At 32.6% G+C, this 17504-nt stretch carries 16 protein-coding genes; 9 read left to right on the top strand and 7 right to left on the bottom strand.

Annotated elements, in window-relative coordinates; genetic code table 11:
- Positions 1–4: 4 nt before the first annotated feature.
- Complete coding sequence (locus FEF17_RS11960) at positions 5–781, top strand: tRNA pseudouridine synthase A (protein WP_139002632.1); 777 nt, start codon at positions 5–7, stop codon at positions 779–781.
- 36 nt (positions 782–817) lie between these two features.
- Complete coding sequence (locus FEF17_RS11965) at positions 818–1501, top strand: DUF2461 domain-containing protein (protein ID WP_139002633.1); 684 nt, start codon at positions 818–820, stop codon at positions 1499–1501.
- A gap of 12 nt (positions 1502–1513) precedes the next feature.
- Here FEF17_RS11965 and FEF17_RS11970 read toward each other — a convergent pair whose 3' ends face one another.
- Positions 1514–1930, bottom strand: a complete 417-nt coding sequence (locus tag FEF17_RS11970; protein WP_139002718.1) for a glyoxalase — start codon at positions 1928–1930, stop codon at positions 1514–1516.
- A gap of 288 nt (positions 1931–2218) precedes the next feature.
- Between FEF17_RS11970 and FEF17_RS11975 the strand changes: the two genes are divergently transcribed.
- From FEF17_RS11975 to leuB, 5 genes are all read left to right on the top strand, one after another.
- On the top strand, positions 2219–3085 hold the full coding sequence (locus tag FEF17_RS11975; protein WP_139002634.1) for a DUF72 domain-containing protein: 867 nt from the start codon (positions 2219–2221) through the stop codon (positions 3083–3085).
- Positions 3086–3334: 249 nt separating this feature from the next.
- Positions 3335–4741, top strand: coding sequence for a 3-isopropylmalate dehydratase large subunit (leuC, locus tag FEF17_RS11980; RefSeq protein ID WP_139002635.1), 1407 nt, complete (start codon positions 3335–3337; stop codon positions 4739–4741).
- 11 nt (positions 4742–4752) lie between these two features.
- Entirely contained in the window at positions 4753–5352 is a 600-nt protein-coding gene (leuD, locus tag FEF17_RS11985; RefSeq protein ID WP_139002636.1) for a 3-isopropylmalate dehydratase small subunit, read from the top strand.
- Positions 5353–5443: 91 nt separating this feature from the next.
- Positions 5444–6964, top strand: coding sequence for an alpha-isopropylmalate synthase regulatory domain-containing protein (locus FEF17_RS11990; protein ID WP_139002637.1), 1521 nt, complete (start codon positions 5444–5446; stop codon positions 6962–6964).
- Between the two features lie 16 nt (positions 6965–6980).
- Entirely contained in the window at positions 6981–8036 is a 1056-nt protein-coding gene (leuB, locus tag FEF17_RS11995; RefSeq protein ID WP_139002638.1) for a 3-isopropylmalate dehydrogenase, read from the top strand.
- A gap of 65 nt (positions 8037–8101) precedes the next feature.
- Here the strand turns inward: leuB and FEF17_RS12000 are convergent, their stop codons facing one another.
- From FEF17_RS12000 to FEF17_RS12010, 3 genes are all read right to left on the bottom strand, one after another.
- A complete protein-coding gene (locus FEF17_RS12000) occupies positions 8102–9352 on the bottom strand; it encodes a mechanosensitive ion channel family protein (protein ID WP_139002639.1) in 1251 nt (416 codons plus the stop codon).
- A gap of 1 nt (position 9353) precedes the next feature.
- Positions 9354–9644 (bottom strand): DUF3817 domain-containing protein, encoded by a 291-nt coding sequence (locus tag FEF17_RS12005; protein ID WP_139002640.1) that lies wholly within the window; start codon positions 9642–9644, stop codon positions 9354–9356.
- Between the two features lie 64 nt (positions 9645–9708).
- Entirely contained in the window at positions 9709–10320 is a 612-nt protein-coding gene (locus tag FEF17_RS12010; protein ID WP_139002641.1) for a YqaA family protein, read from the bottom strand.
- Between the two features lie 200 nt (positions 10321–10520).
- Here FEF17_RS12010 and FEF17_RS12015 point away from each other — a divergent pair, with 200 nt between their 5' ends.
- Both FEF17_RS12015 and FEF17_RS12020 read left to right on the top strand, forming a co-directional pair.
- On the top strand, positions 10521–12626 hold the full coding sequence (locus FEF17_RS12015) for an elongation factor G (RefSeq protein WP_139002642.1): 2106 nt from the start codon (positions 10521–10523) through the stop codon (positions 12624–12626).
- A 22-nt stretch (positions 12627–12648) separates the two neighbouring features.
- The gene (locus FEF17_RS12020; RefSeq protein WP_139002643.1) at positions 12649–13029 is read left to right on the top strand and encodes a hypothetical protein; all 381 of its coding nucleotides are present in this window, start codon (positions 12649–12651) and stop codon (positions 13027–13029) included.
- 266 nt (positions 13030–13295) lie between these two features.
- Here FEF17_RS12020 and FEF17_RS12025 read toward each other — a convergent pair whose 3' ends face one another.
- The 3 genes from FEF17_RS12025 to FEF17_RS12035 all read right to left on the bottom strand — a co-directional run bounded on the left by FEF17_RS12025 (position 13296) and on the right by FEF17_RS12035 (position 17302).
- Positions 13296–14513, bottom strand: a complete 1218-nt coding sequence (locus FEF17_RS12025; RefSeq protein ID WP_139002644.1) for a radical SAM/SPASM domain-containing protein — start codon at positions 14511–14513, stop codon at positions 13296–13298.
- Positions 14514–14521: 8 nt separating this feature from the next.
- On the bottom strand, positions 14522–16225 hold the full coding sequence (locus FEF17_RS12030) for a hypothetical protein (protein WP_139002645.1): 1704 nt from the start codon (positions 16223–16225) through the stop codon (positions 14522–14524).
- Positions 16226–16393: 168 nt separating this feature from the next.
- Positions 16394–17302 carry a TolB-like translocation protein gene (locus FEF17_RS12035; RefSeq protein WP_139002646.1) on the bottom strand — a complete coding sequence of 303 codons (909 nt, stop codon included), beginning with the start codon at positions 17300–17302 and terminating at the stop codon, positions 16394–16396.
- Between the last annotated feature and the right edge of the window lie 202 nt (positions 17303–17504).

The following is a 17504-nucleotide window of genomic DNA, read 5'->3' on the forward strand; positions in this document are numbered from 1 at the left end:
GCCAATGAAAAAATATTATTACGTTATTGATATTCAATATTTAGGCTACCGATTTCATGGCTGGCAAAAGCAACCAAATGTGAAAACGTTGCATTTAATGGTAGATAGAACGTTGAATTTTATTTTGCAAGACAAATATTTTAAAAGCCTTATTTCAGGAAGAACGGATGCTATGGTTTCTGCTGAGCATGCAGCTTTCGAGCTTTTCCTTAAAGAACCTCTAGATAGTCAAACGGCATTTTTAGAGCTTTTTAACTATAATCTACCTCAGGATATTCGTGCATTAGATATTCGTGAAGTGGATAAGAATTTTAACATCATTAATCATTCTAAAGTTAAAGAATATCTGTATCTGTTCACTTTTGGTGAAAAATGCCACCCGTTTTGTGCACCAATAATGACTACTATTCTTGATAGTTTAGATATTGAAGTCATGAAACGAGGGGCTAAACTTTTTGAGGGAGAAAACTATTTATGGTCTTATTGCTATAAGCCTACCGAAAATGGAATTTACACCCGTAAAATCATAGAATGCGAATTGGTAGAGAATAATATCTATACTGCAAATTACTTTCCCAAAAAATCATATTTGTTAAGAGTTAGAGGTAAAGGCTTTATGAGAAATCAAATTAGATTAATGATGGGAACTCTTATAGATTTAGGGAAAGGTAAATTGACACTTCAAAACATTCAAGATAGTTTAGAACCAAATAGTAAAGTGAAAATGGATTATATAGCTCCAGCTTCTGGTTTAATTCTTAACAAAGTAGAGTTTGAATAACAACAAAGCTTTTGTAGCTTTATAAAAAATAAAATTATGAGTTCAGCTATTTCAAAAGAAGTATTTTCGTTCTTCAAAAAATTGGAAAAAAACAATAATCGCGACTGGTTTAATGCAAATAAGCCAGAGTTTAAAGTGATTGAAACTGAAGTTAAGCAATTTTACAACACCATTTTTGAAAATTTGAATAAGCACGACGAAATTGATAAACTAAAGATATTTAGAATTTATCGTGACGTTCGTTTCTCAAAAAACAAGTTGCCTTATAAAACGCATTTTGGAGGTTCATTTCATAGAACAAAACCAAGATTAAGAGGTGGCTACTATTTGCATATTCAACCTAACAATGAAAGTTTTATTGCTACGGGATTTTGGGAACCAGCACCAGCCGACTTGTTAAGAATTCGTAAAGAATTTGAAATGGATGATTACGAAATTCGAGATATTTTAGCTAATAAAAACTTCAATGCTATATGGGGAGATTCCTTTGTTGGAGATGAAGTAAAAACTGCTCCAAAAGGTTTTAGCAAAGAACATAAAGCGATAGATTTAATAAAAAAGAAACAATATATTTTCACTAAGAAATATACTGATGAAGAAGTGCTTGACACTAACTTTTTAAACGATATCGATAAATCCTTTAAAGCAATTCGACCATTTTTTGATTACATGAGTGACGTATTAACGACAGACTTAAATGGGGTTTCTTTGATTGATTGATATCGCTAAATACTATACGGCGGTCAATAACTCAGGTCGCTCAAATAATTGAATATGGCTTAATAAGCGCTCTTTAACAATGTTCATCATGCGTTTATTTAAAGCCGACGAATTTTGAATGTAAAGCTCGTATTCTTCAATCGTAAACAATCCAATGACCATGCCTTTCATCGAATTTCGAAGTTTCATGTCTTTATGAATAGCATTCTCAATATAATCAATACGCTTTTCTAATGATAAATCATAAAAAACAGATTTATGCTTATTGATATAATTTCGAAATACTGCAATTAATAAATCATTTTGAAATTTGATGATTGGACGTAATACTAAATTTTGAAAACGCTCATCAGAACTCATGTTATCATTAATTGTAGTGCTTAAAAATTCTGGTCTAATACTTTTAAGTTGGGATTGTCTTGTATCCATGAGAAGAAGATTTGGACTTAAAATTATTGAAATTAAAACATCGGTTGTTAACAATCTAGTCATAGTTGTTAACGAGGTTATTAACATTCAAGGTTCTAAAATTTAGGAGTTTTGATTAAAATGAGGCATAATTTAAGATATGATTTAATCTGAATTCAATAAGCACTCATCTTTTAATTTGTTCTTAATTAAACATTTATCAACTATAAAAAGAAGCACAAGCTAATAACTCCTAAATGTTTTGAGCAGATAATTGAAAACCTTATTTTTATTGAAAATTAGTCCTAAATGAAGTTCGGAAGTGTAGAAAACCCTCAAGACATAGATTTTACATTACGAAAAGATCATCCAGATACAAAGAGAGTATTAAATAGCGTAAAAGATGATAGTATTCCCGAAATTTATGTAGGATGCGCTAAATGGAATAGAACGGACCTTAAAGGTTTTTATCCTAGGGGTACAAAAGACGAATTGAGCTACTATTCTTTGCAATTTAATTCTATTGAACTAAACGCAACGTTTTACAGAATTTTTCCAGCTGAACAATTTTCAACTTGGTACAACAAAACACCAGAGGGATTTAAGTTTTTTCCAAAACTAAATCAAGAAATAAGCCATTGGAAACGTTTGAAAGAAACCAATGCAGTAGTTGATCACTACTTATATAATGCATCAAACCTAAAAGAAAAACTAGGAACAGTCTTTTTACAAATGCATTCTAATTTTGCTCCTAAAGATTTTGATAGGGTCGTAAATTTTGTAGAAAGTTGGCCAAAAGACATCCCTCTAGCAATTGAATTTAGGCACACCAATTGGTATAATGATCAGGCGGTTGCTGAAGATTTGTTTGAGCTTTTGAAGGTTAATAATATCTCAAACGTTATTGTAGATACTGCTGGAAGACGCGATTTAATGCATATGCGATTAACCAATGCCATAGCTTTTATACGATTTGTAGGTACAAATCATAAGAGTGACTATTCTCGGCTAGATGATTGGTTGGAGCGCATAAGGCTTTGGAAAGAGCAAGGTATTAAAGAAATTGATTTTTTTATACATCAAAATATAGAAAAAGAATCCCCATTACTGTCTGAATATTTCATTAAAAAAATCAATTCGAAATTAGGCTACACACTAAAAATACCCAACGGTTAAGATGACAAACAAACTCTTTTCTAAACTAATAAAATTAGTCTTTGAAAATTATAATCAAAATTTTGTTTTTGTTGAATAAAATGCAATTTATGCAGTCTTCACTGTATATTTTGTAAAAATTAGATAACAATACGATCTAAACTTTCGATTAAATGTAATTAAATATAAATTTGTATGCTGTTGTAATGTTATTGGTTAATGTATTTTACCTTTTTTTAATTCACAACAGATAACAAACCTTAATTACCTATGAGTAAGACATTATTTGACAAAGTGTGGGATTCGCATGTTGTTAGAAACATTGAAGATGGACCAGACGTATTTTTTATTGACCGTCATTTTATACATGAAGTAACAAGTCCAGTAGCGTTCGTTGGATTAAAACAACGTGGTATTGGAGTGATGTATCCAGAACGTACATTTGCAACGGCTGATCACAATACACCAACCTGGAATCAGCATTTACCTGTTGCAGACCCATTATCAGCAAACCAATTAGAAGCATTGGCAAATAATGCTGCAGAATATGGTATTTCGCATTGGGGCTTAGGACACAAAAACAATGGTATTGTTCATATTGTAGGCCCTGAGAATGGTATAACATTACCAGGATCAACGATTGTTTGTGGAGATTCACACACTTCTACGCATGGTGCTTTTGGTGCCATTGCTTTTGGTATAGGCACTTCGGAAGTTGAGATGGTATTATCTACTCAATGTATTATGCAGCCTAAGCCAAAGAAAATGCGTATCAACGTAAACGGTGAACTTGGTTTTGGAGTGACACCTAAAGATGTGGCACTATATATTATTTCTCAGCAAACTACTTCAGGAGCTACAGGATATTTTGTAGAATATGCTGGTGATGTGTTTGAAAACATGTCTATGGAAGGACGTATGACCGTTTGTAATTTATCTATTGAGATGGGTGCTCGTGGTGGTATGATCGCTCCAGATGAAAAAACTTATGAATATATAAAAGGCAGAAAGCATACTCCAAAAGGTGAAGATTGGGATAGAGCGATGTCATATTGGAAAACGCTTAAGACGGATGATGATGCTGAATTTGATGTAGAATTTAACTACAATGCCTCTGATATTGAACCAATGATTACTTACGGAACTAATCCAGGAATGGGTATAGGAGTTACGCAATCTATTCCACTGGCGGAAGATGTTCAAGGTGGTGTAGCAACATATAAGAAATCATTGGGCTATATGAAGTTTGATGAAGGTGATAATATGATTGGAAAGCAAGTTGATTATGTTTTCCTAGGATCTTGCACAAATGGACGTATTGAAGATTTTAGAGCATTTTGTTCAATTGTTGAAGGAAGAAAAAAAGCGGATAACATTACAGCTTGGTTAGTACCGGGATCGCATAAAGTTGTAGATCAAATAAAAGAAGAAGGTTTAGATAGGATTTTAGAAGAAGCTGGTTTTGTGTTAAGAGAACCGGGTTGTTCTGCATGTTTGGCAATGAACGATGATAAAGTACCTGCTGGTAAATTAGCAGTATCAACGTCTAACCGTAATTTTGAAGGGCGTCAAGGTCCAGGATCTAGAACATTATTAGCCTCTCCGTTGGTTGCTGCCGCAACAGCAGTTGAAGGCGCAGTAACTGATCCAAGAACATTAATTCAAGTAACAGCATAAAAGAAACGATAATGGCTTACGATAAATTTGAAGTTTTAACAAGTACAGCATATCCACTACCAATTGAAAACGTGGATACCGATCAAATAATTCCAGCTCGTTTCTTAAAAGCAACAGAACGGGTTGGATTTGGAGATAACTTTTTCCGTGATTGGAGGTATGACTCTGAGGGAAATCCAATCGCAGATTTTCCTTTGAATGATGCAAAATACGCAGGATCTAAAATTTTAGTAGGAGGGAAGAACTTTGGTTCTGGTTCTTCAAGAGAGCATGCCGCTTGGTCTGTTTACGATTTTGGTTTGCGTTGTGTAATCTCTTCATTCTTCGCAGATATTTTTAGAAATAACTGTTTGAATATAGGAGTATTACCAGTTCAAGTATCGGTCGATTTTGCTCAAAAATTATTTGATGCTATTGAAGCAGATCCTAAAACTGAGATAAAAGTTGATTTGCCATCTCAAACTGTAACCCTATTGTCGACTGGTGAATCAGAATCTTTTTATATCAACGGTTATAAAAAAGGAAATATGTTGAATGGTTTTGATGATATCGATTATCTTCAAAACATGAAAGATGAAGTTGAAAAGTTTGCAGAAACCAGACCCTTCTAGTTTCGTGCTACAAAAAATAATAAAATAAAAAATCCTTCAAAAGCATTCCATATTTTTATGTAATGCTTTTTGTGAATTTATAAAACCCTCAATGACTAAAAGGAGAATAGAAATAATGGATACGACATTACGAGATGGAGAGCAAACCTCTACAGTGTCGTTTTCTGCACCAGAAAAACTAACCATTGCTAAACTCTTACTTGAAGAATTAAAGGTAGATCGTATTGAAATCGCATCGGCTAGAGTTTCCGAGGGCGAGTTTCAAGCGGTAAAGGATATTACAGATTGGGCTTCCGAAAATAATTATTTAGATAAAGTTGAGGTTTTAACTTTTGTAGATAATGGTGTATCCATTGAATGGATGGAAGAAGCAGGAGCTAAGGTTCAAAATCTATTAACAAAAGGTTCATTAAACCATTTAACTCACCAGCTTAAAAAGACTCCTAATCAACATTTTAAAGAAGTTAAAGAGGTAATTGATTTAGCTTCCAGTAAAAACATTATAACTAATGTTTATTTAGAAGATTGGAGTAACGGTATGCGTAACTCTAAAGATTATGTTTATGAGTTTTTAGCCTTTTTAAAGGCACAAAATGTAGCAAGAATTATGCTTCCAGATACATTGGGAGTACTCACACCACAGGAATCCTACGATTTTATAAAAGAAATTAGAGATACCTATCCAGAATTACATTTTGATTTTCACGCCCACAACGATTATGACTTAGGAGTTTCCAATGCGATGCAAGGTTTAAAAGCTGGTGCAGACGGCTTACATTTAACTGTAAATGGTATGGGGGAACGTGCTGGAAATGCACCTATGAGTAGCACTATTGCGGTTATAAACGATTTTATGCCTAATATTGAAATTGGGGTAAATGAAAAGGTACTTTATACAGTAAGCAAATTAGTAGAAAACTTTTCAGGGGTTATGATTCCTGCTAACAAACCCATTGTTGGAGCTAATGTATTTACCCAAACAGCAGGAATACATGCCGATGGTGATAACAAAAAGAATTTATATTTCAGCGATTTAATGCCAGAACGCTTTGGTAGAAAGCGCCAATATGCTCTGGGAAAAGCTTCGGGAAAAGCTAACATTCAAAAAAACCTTCAACAATTAGGTTTACAGCTTAATGATGAAGATTTGAAAAAGGTAACCCAACGCATCATTGAGTTAGGGGACAAGAAACAGGTTGTTACAAAAGAGGACTTGCCCTATATCATTTCGGATGTTTTAGATAGAACTTACGAAGAAAAAGTTAAGGTTAATTCATATGTATTAACTCATTCTAAAGGACTTAAACCATCAACAACTGTTTCCATAACCATTGAAGATGAGACTTTTGAGGAGAATGCACAAGGTGATGGGCAATATGATGCTTTTATGAATGCTATTAGAAACGTATTCAAAAGGAAGAAAACAGTACTACCCGATTTGGTCGATTATGTGGTTAGAATACCACCAGGAAGTCGTTCAGATGCTTTATGTGAGACTATTATCACTTGGAAAAATACCGAGAAAGAATTTAAAACTAGGGGTTTAGATTCAGATCAAACAGTATCGGCTATAAAGGCCACTGAAAAAATGCTAAACATTATTATTAATTAAGATATAATTTAAAAACATGAAATTTAACATAGCGCTTTTAGCCGGAGACGGTATTGGACCAGAAGTAATAGATCAAGCGGTAAAAGTGAGTGATGCGGTTGCCAAAAAATTTGATCATGAAATCAATTGGAAACCTGCTTTAACAGGAGCTGCTGCTATTGATGCGGTAGGCGAGCCTTATCCAGATGAAACACACAAGATTTGCGCCAATGCTGACGCTGTACTTTTCGGAGCTATTGGTCACCCAAAATTTGATAACGATCCTTCGGCTAAGGTTAGACCAGAACAAGGCTTACTTAAAATGCGTAAAGCTTTAGGGTTGTTTGCTAATGTGCGTCCAACATTTACATTTCCATCATTGTTAGATAAATCGCCTTTGAAAAAAGAACGCATTGAAGGTACAGATTTAGTGTTTTTACGCGAGCTAACTGGAGGTATTTATTTTGGTGAAAAGGGTAGAAGGGATGAAGGAGAGACAGCGTACGATAACTGCGTTTATACAAGAGCTGAAGTTCAGCGATTAGCTAAAAAAGGATTCGAATTGGCTATGACGCGCAGCAAGAAATTATGTTGTGTTGATAAAGCCAATGTCCTAGAAACATCAAGATTATGGAGAGAGACCGTTCAAGCCATGGAAAAAGACTACCCAGAAGTGGAAGTGTCTTATGAATTTGTTGATGCCGTAGCGATGCGCTTAGTACAATGGCCAAATAGTTATGATGTATTGATTACTGAAAATTTGTTTGGTGATATTCTAACCGACGAAGCTTCTGTAATTTCTGGGTCTATGGGATTAATGCCATCAGCCTCATTAGGATCTGATATTGGTTTATTCGAACCTATTCATGGATCTTATCCACAAGCTGCTGGAAAGAATATAGCAAACCCAATGGCAACGGTACTGTCTGCTGCGATGATGTTTGAAAATTTTGGTTTACTAGAGGAAGGTAAAGCTATTAGAGAAGCGGTTAATAAAGCTTTAAATGAAGGCATGGTTACTGAAGATTTATCCGATGGAGGAAAATCTTTTGGAACTAGTGAAGTTGGCGATTGGTTAGCTGCTAATATCTAAGAGTAAAGAACAAACTACTAACTATAATTTAATTGAGCCTATTGATTTTACATCAATGGGCTTTTTTATTGCTGCTGACTAAAACTGGAGCCTGTTGGTAATTCAAAAATCTCTAAATCAAAATAACGGGTTGCAGCTATCATATGATCAAAAATATCGGCCATAATATACTCGTAATTGGCCCAACGTTTATCGCTACTAAATGCATAAATTTCAATGGGTAAGCCTTGAGTAGTTGGAGCTAGTTGGCGTACCATAATAGTCATGTCTTTATTGATTGCAGAATGCTTTTCAATGTAAGTTTGAACATATTTTCTAAAAATACCAATATTTGTCAGGTTCCTTCCATTTAGTAATAAGGACTTATCCGCTTTAATATCGGTATTAAAGACATTAATATCTTTCTGTCTTGATTCTAAATAGGGTGAAATAAGCTGTATTTTTTTTAAACTATCAACTTCTTCAACAGTCAAATATTTAATGCTTTCTTGCTTAAGATGGAGCGCACGTTTTATTCGTCTTCCGCCAGAGTTAGTCATACCCCGCCAGTTTTTAAAAGAATCTGAAATTAGGGCGTAAGTTGGTATGGTAGTAATGGTTTTATCCCAATTCTGTACTTTTACGGTCGCTAAATTAATTTCGGTTACATCACCATCTGCACCATATTTTTCGAAAGTAATCCAGTCTCCAATTCTCACCATATCATTTATGGATACTTGAATACTTGCAACGAATCCTAAAATGGTGTCTTTAAAAACGAGGATTACCACTGCAGAAATTGCCCCTAAACCAGTTAAGAACTTTAAGAAAGGGATGTCTGTAATTATTGCAATAGCAGACATAATACCTCCTAACCAAGCGAAAATCATGAATACTTGAATATAACTATCTATAGGTTTGTCTTTTAACCTCGGTAATGTTTTAAGGTAGTCCTTAAGCGTATTTAGAAGACTTCGTACAATCCATAATGTTAGAACTATGGCAAATACTTTTAATCCCTTTTCAACGACGAATTCAAAACTCCCAAAATCCGCAAATACATCAGGTACAAATTCCAAAGCAATTAAAAGCGGGATAATATGTGCCACATTTCTAGGTACTTTATTAGTAAGCAGTAAGTCATCAAAGTTAGTTTTAGATCTTACGGCAAATTGTGTAAATGCACTTATTAAAATACGTCTTATAAGAAAGTCAACAATGAAAATGATAATTATAAGCACTAATAAAAGCATAACCATATTTAAATACGCTGCAGCTTCGTTTGAAATGCCCTTATTTACTAAAAAATCGTAAAAAATATGTTTGAAACTTTCCATTTTAGTTAGTAGATTTTAAATACTTTCTATCAATATAAAATGTTCCGAAAGGTATAATTGCAGCAACTAGAACCAATAAAAACTCATTATTTGTCCAAGAAAACTCTTTCTTAAACAGTATAGCCAACGCTACGTATACAACAAATAAAATACCGTGTGGCATTCCAAGTAACTTGACATATTGTGGGTCGTTTACCAAGTATTTAATTGGAGTGGCTATAAATAATAGTAAGATATACGATACACCTTCTAAAAAGGCTACAATTCGGAATATATTTAATAAAGAAAACATGTTATTTATTTAGAGTGCAAAAGTAGAACACCCTAAAGTAAAAACAGTTATTTTTAAGATTTTTTTATAAAACATTAAATATTACCAGCCCATAAATTGCAAAACGCAATAAGCGTAAAGAACCAAATAGCATTACACTTTTAAAAGGAAACTTAATAATACCAGCGGCAATACACGATATAGAAAAGGGCAGTGGTAATAGGGCACCAACTACTATTAAAAAACCACCCCATTTTTTTGAGTTTTTTAGCTGTTTTGCCATTTTAACTTCTAGATAATTATGAAAAGATGGAATTTTGGTGATTGATCTGCCCATCCAATAAGATAGTAATCCGCCTCCAAAAGATAAAACACCCAAAACACTAAGGAAAAACCAAGGGTTTAATAGTTTGCCAGCCCACGCGATAAAAATTTCAGGAGGTATAAGACCTAACAACGTTTCGGAAACAAAAAAGAAGCTTAAAACACCAAATACGGGCAGTATTTCGGTAAGATTTACTAGAGCTGCATTAATATCAAAAAAATGATCTACTATATAAAACACTGCAATAAAACCAAGAATGTATGGAAAAGCTTTTTTAATAGCACCCCAAACGAACGCGTAAAACCCAGTATAGCTGTAATACTGATGTAGTAACTTAATACGTGATTTATTTGATTTAGGTTTTAATTTCATTTAAGAGATAACCATCTAGGGCATGCAAATATACTTTGTAAATAAAGGTTTTACAACAATAGTGTTTGTTTTATTCACGAAACATTCTTTTTGGAGTTGAATTCATTGGTGTTATCTAGAAATTTATTGAATAAGTTGATATAAGTCATATTTTTCACTATAAATTGTTATTAGTTTTATTGTTTAAATATTATAATCATATGAAAGTATTTGACGATAAGCACATTAAAAATGTTGTTTTTGTTGGAGCACATAACAGTGGGAAAACAACATTATCTGAAACCATGTTGTTTGAAGCTGGAGTTATTAAAAGACGCGGTAATATTGAAGATCATAATACAGTTTCAGACTATCATGAATTAGAGCAAAAACGAGAAGCTTCCATTTTTCTAACACCATTGCATACAGAATGGCGTAATTATAAAATTAACATTATTGATACGCCCGGATTAGATGATTTTATTGGAGAGATTATACCTGCAATTCGCGTATCTGATACTATAGTTACTGTAATTAATGGAAGAAAGGGTGTTGAAATAGGAACCGAAATAATCTGGAATTATATAGACAGCTATAATAAGCCTAGTTTGTTTGTTGTGAATCAAATTGATCATCCAGATACAAATTTTGAAGATAATTTTAAAAGTATTAAATCATTAGTTGGGAATAATGCTGTTAAAATTCAGTTTCCAGCAGTAGTCGATGGTGCTCAATGTATTATTGATGTTCTTAAAATGAAGATGTATAAATTCGGTCCAAAAGGAGGGAAGCCAGAAAAATTTGAAATACCCCAAGATTATAAAAATATAGCTGATGAATTGCATAATGAACTGGTTGAAAAAGCAGCTGAGAATGACGAAGAACTTATGGAGCTGTTTTTTGAAAAAGGAACATTAAACGAAGATGAAATGCGTAAAGGTATTAAAGCTGGTATGTTACATCATGAGTTGTTTCCTGTGTTTTGCGTTTCAGCTCTAAAGGATATGGGCTCTGGAAGGCTTATGGGTTTTATTGATAATGTAGCACCAGCAGCGGCAGACTTAAAACCTACGCAAAGCTTGGAAGGGAATAAAATAATATCTAGCACAAATGGTCCCACTGTACTTTTTATATTTAAGACATTATATCTTCAAAATTTAGGACAAATCACCTTTTTTAAAGTGAAATCTGGGGAGGTTCAAGTAAATGACAAATTATTTAATCCTAGAAATGAAGAGACTGAAACAATCAACCAGTTATTTATAATGGATGGTAAATCTAGAGAAGCCGTTAATAAACTAACTGTTGGTGACATTGGTGCTACTTTAAAGCTAAAGTTTTCAGAAACGAACGACACACTTTATAGTGGTAGTGATGTAATAACCGTTAAACCAATACAATATCCAGCCTCTAGAATTACAAAAGCCATTTATGCCCAAGATAAAAAAGAGGAGGAGAAGCTTAGTGATGCTCTTAAAAAAATACATGCCCAGGACCCAACCATCGTAGTTGAATTTTCAAATGAGTCTAAACAATTATTGGTAGGCTGCCAAGGGGAGTTGCATTTTGCGACATTAAAATGGCTATTAGAACATGTGTATCATGTTATTCCAATATTTGAAAGACCAAAAACTCCATACCGTGAAACCATACAAAGATCTTCAACCTCCAGTTATAGACATAAAAAACAATCAGGAGGATCTGGACAATTTGGTGAAGTTCACATGAAAATAGAACCTTGGTACGAAGGTATAGCAGAACCGCAAGGATTTAATATTAGAGGAAAGGAAGAGCTGGACTTACCATGGGGTGGAAAGCTTATTTTTTATAATTGTATTGTTGGTGGAGTTATAGACCAGCGTTATTTACCCTCTATAATGAAAGGTATATTGGAAGTTATGGAAACAGGACCACTAACAGAATCGTATGTTCGAGATATACGAGTAATGGTTTATGATGGCAAAATGCACTCGGTAGATTCAAATGATATATCATTCAAAATTGCTGGTTCACATGCCTTTAAGGAAGCCTTTTTAAATGCCAATCCAAAACTTTTAGAACCAGCGAACGAGCTTACTGTAAAAGTGCCCGAGGAAATGGTAGGTAATGTCATGACGAATTTACAATCTAGACGGTCGATTATTCAAGGCATAGAAAGTAAGGGAAATTATCAGATATTAAAATGTATTGCACCAGCCGCAGAGCTTTATGATTTTTCGACCGATTTAAGGTCCTTAACACAGGGAAGAGCAACTTTTAATTCAGTTTTTTCCTCATATCAAGTAGTTCCGCAAAATGTTCAAAATCAAATAATAAGTAAGAATTAAGAATAATTAAAACGATTAAATTATGATAACAAAAATCTCATATTTAAGTGATCTTAGGTTTAATTTAGAAACCTGGAAAAGAGAGTTACGTTTCCATTTTAATGAAATGGATACATTTCAAGAAAAACTAGAAGAAACTGCGAGTCGTGAATTTGGTAAATCGGCAACTATACCATTAGAAAATTATCAAAATAGAATCATGATTGAAAAAAATGCAATATCAAAACTAATGCATCGATGCCGAAATAAAATGGCCAATATTAATAACGCCAATTATAATGAAAATATAGACGGTAGACTACATAATGAACAAAGTACATTGCGTGATGATATGCGCACCTATATTAAATTGCACTACGAATTAAAAGAAGAGATGATGAGTTATTTTCTTGAATGGTTATAAGAATTTATTATTTTACTAAAAAGTCACGCTCAATACTATAAGGGCATGACTTTTTTTATACTAATTAATTAACAGCTATTGTTCCATTTACTATTGTGTTTAACTGTACGTTGACAGTATAAACTGTTATCTAATACGAGGGATAGGTAAGATGTTCTTAAATTTACTATTTGACATAATATAAATTATAGAACATTTTATAATATTAGTTTATCCTGTGGATGAAGCAATATTTAAGAATGATTTAGTTTAGATAAGATTTAATCTTAATTATAACTACTACAACCAGCAGATTGTAATATATTAAGATTAGAGTTGAAATTTGAATCCAGTACGTTTCCATTTTTTTTATGGCAAAATGGACAAGGATTCATATCACCATCTGTATCAATATAAATACCCTTTTTTCCAGCGCTTAAACAACCTTGTCTACGTTGATAGTAACCATGATATGTTATTAAAGGATAATTGCCGAATTTATTTGTGAAGTTCATTTTTATGAAAAAATTTTCTAAAACTCCGATCTGTTGTGGATTGAGTAAAACATCTTTATTCACATAATGACCCACAGCTTTGGGTTCTAGGAATTGTACAAACGACACCTTTAATTTTTTAGCTAATTCCATGTACGACATTAAATTCTCTTCAGAAATAAAGTCTTTAGTAGTACATAAAGAAAGTGCAGTAATAAGGTTATTATTGTTGGCATTTTTAACCGCTTCTTCAACCCAATAAAAGGCGTCTTTAAAGTTACGGAACGTATTGTGCTTTTCTGGAATAAAATGATCTAAACTTATTACAGCGCCTTTTAAACCAGCTTCTTTCAAGCGTTTTGCATTTGTATTGTTTAATTTAAAACCAGAAGTAACTACCCAGAAATTGGTAGATTTATCTGCATGGTTTAATATTTTAAGTATTGCATCCATTCTAATTAAAGGCTCTCCACCGGACAAATGTATTTGGCTCACTCCTTTATCCTGAATTCTTTTTACAACTTCCATTAATTGGTCATCGGACAGGGTCTCTTTTTTATTTAAATTATCCCACTCAAAACAATGTTCACATTGTAAAGCACATTTTTTAGTAATAGCAAAAAATATATTATTAAATCTATTAACTTCAACCAATTTAATTGGTTTAAAATCATTTAGATTAGAAGCAATAAACTTTTCATATAAGCTGCTATTCCATCCTGGAGTATATAGACCAATGTGATATTTTCCATTAATATAAACCATTTTATGGACTTTGATATTTCCCAAAAAACGCCTTCTGAGTTTAATTAAATAGCGCAATGATTGAATCCAGACTATAGGATTATAGTAGCATTTTAAAATAACTTTTAAGAGGGTGAACTTAATTTTTAATTGAACTAATTTCAATCTTAGTCCATTAATAAACTTTGGACCGTTTGAAGTATCAATTGTTGTGGAAATTAAACTAGTAGTCTCTTGAGCCTTTTTTTCTTTAAATTCAGCTATCATAAGCTTTATTATTTAGTATTAGCAGCTATGACATCTAATTGATTTTCATAAGCCATTATGACTTCATATTCTAGCTTAGAAAACTCTGTGAAAGTGCCAGCTTCTCTAAATAATTTAAGTTTTTGAAAATTGGGTTCACTTTTATAGTCTCTTATATAATTATAATACCCTCTATTCTTTAAAAAGAAGGTTCTTTTTAAATCTAGATTGTTTTGGCTTGTTTTAAAATGGACTACAACTTCATCACCAACATTAGGTTGTGTAAAATAGTTGTTGTCTGCAGCGGATAAAAGATGTGTTACATTAACATTATTATCATCAATAGCTAAACTAGGATTAATATAATTGATGTCTAATGCTATATTATCAGTAAAATCGATTCCGGCAAAATCTATTTCCCAAAACATAAATCCTGTTTCCAGTTTAATAATTACTTCTTCTTCTTCTTTTATTTTGTTTAAATTTATTGGGACTACAATGTCTCTTGAGGCCATTGGTCCAACAACGTTAATTCTATCCACTAATTCCCATCCTTTTTCGGTTTTTAAATATACCGATAAAGGAATATTTTGCTCATTCATCCATTTTGTACTTTTTTCAGCTGAAGCGACCTGTTGATCTTTTTGAAATTGAGTATAATATGTTCCAAATTGCTCATTAAACTTTCCAAATACATAGTCTAACCACATCGAGTTTTTGACTGTTAAAAACAATTTTGCGTTTTCTGTTTGTTGCGGTTTGTTAAAATTTAATTCAATATTTCGTAAGCTACCAGAATTGATAAGATTAGAGTTAAATAAATAAGAATTGTTGTCTTTCATTAAAACAGGGTTGCTATCGGTATTTAAATTATCAATTAGAACGCTTTTTGGAGATATTATATCTGAAAATGTATGAAGATTCCCATTTTTATCCAATAGAACCTTAAGAGCATCTGAATGGGTAATTTCTAATAATTGAACAAAGTCTGTATACTGTATTTCTTTTAATTCATTGGTGATTTTAATACTATAATCATTATTAGTCTTATCAATATTTGGCAGCTTTAAATAATCATCGTGTTGTTGATTTACTGTTAAGATGCCTGGATAAAGTTCTCCAGTAAAAACAAAATCTTCCCCGTTTTTGACATATATAAACGGACAAGAGCTCTTTGTTAATGCGACGATAATTGCGACTAAAGCTAATGTTCCAACAACACCTCCAACAACATTTAAGATTGTTCTTCCAGTATTTCTGTCGTTTACAGAAATCGAATTAATTTCTGAAAAGGGAATAGTTGTGAAAGATCCGTAATTACGCGTAGAATTTGTACTAATATAAAAATGGACTTCATTTAAAACTTCTTTCCCTCCACTGTATTGATGAGTTCGTTTAGTTTCTCGTGATTTTCTTGAAATATGTTTGGATCCTAGATGTTGAACAGTTCCTGACATCGTTTTATCGTCTTCACTTAATTCAAGATTACTTAAATGCCAAGTATCAGGCCCAGAATGAATAATTACATATTTTTGATTCTTTACAAATTCATCAATTTGTTCAGCTATTGTTTCAGAGCTAGTCGTTACACTTCTTACATTATAATATGAGCATCCTATAACTAGATTTAAAAATAATAGTGTTAAAAAGACAGATAGAAAAGATGTAAATTTTCTGTTTTTAATGAAAAAGTTAAGGGGACGAAATTTTGAATTCGATAGAAGTAACATCATGAATAAGAATTTATTAGTAAAGTCTTATTCAACAGTAGATGGGAGAACCGGTATTTGACTATTAAAGATAAGCAATAATTGAACAATAATCAAGCAAGATGTAATAAATTCCATACACATTATGCTTCCCGTCTATATAGCTATAAAATGTTATTATGTATAGTAAACTTATTGGTTAGGTCTTAGAGTTTCAATAATTTTAGCATCAACCCAAAATATATCTACATTTTCATAAGCATCGGAACCAACATTTCTACTAAAGAAAAGGTATTTGCCATCTGGGGTTATACTTGCAGAAGCTTCCCATGCGTTGGTGTTTATTTTATCTCCCAAATTAATTCCATTTCCCCAAGTACCATCTTTTTGTTTAAAACTGATATGAATATCAGATTCTCCAAAACCATCTTCCCTTTCAGCATCAAATAATAAATAAGATTCATCTGGAGCTATAAAAGGATGACTTAAAAAAGTTCCTGTGTTTATTTCTTTGGGTAAAGCTTTAGGCTCTTCATACTTTCCATTGATTAAACGTGAATAGCGAATTGGAAAGGCTGAATCATTCTCTTTATAAGTATCAAAATAATATGTACCGTTAGCCGAAGATGAAAGCCTCATTATATACATGGAATCATTACTTACCGTAGGAGGTTCAAGATTATGTAATTTGGACCATCCGGCTTCCGTCCTTTTTAGATATCTGTCACCTAAATGCATGATTTCGCCATCTGGAGATATTACTGGGCGTCCTATCCATGGAGATGCTACTTCTGATTTTTCCCAAATCCCATTAGTTTCGTTGTATTTGTATTCATAAAAAGCTGATGTTTTATTTTCTTCTCCTCTTCTAATAAAATAAAACGCCTTCATGTCTGGTGTAAATGCACCATCGTATTCATAAATTTCTGTAGAAACTAGTCCAGGTGCAAAAGGAATTGGGATTAAACCTGGTGGTTTTTGCCCTAAATATGGCTTTTCTATAGCTAAAGAATCATTATTATTTGCCTTCTTATTATTTGTAATACATGCATTTAAGACTAATACGAATAGAAGTGTCAATATAAAATAGGTTTTTTTCATTGTTGCATTTAATTAAAAATGCATAAGTACAATTATTCTCCTTATTTACAAGTTAATATATTGTTAAGTCACGTAATTAAAGTAAACCTGGATTAGATGCGGGTATTTGTATGCTTTTCCATTTAAACACATTGGGCTTTCCTCCTATATAGTTGCATTAAAAGTATTCCTTTAAGATAGAAAAGAAACTTTTGGAAATAAT

The sequence above is a fragment of the Hyunsoonleella aestuarii genome (assembly GCF_006148925.1).
Taxonomy (GTDB): domain Bacteria; phylum Bacteroidota; class Bacteroidia; order Flavobacteriales; family Flavobacteriaceae; genus Algibacter_D; species Algibacter_D aestuarii.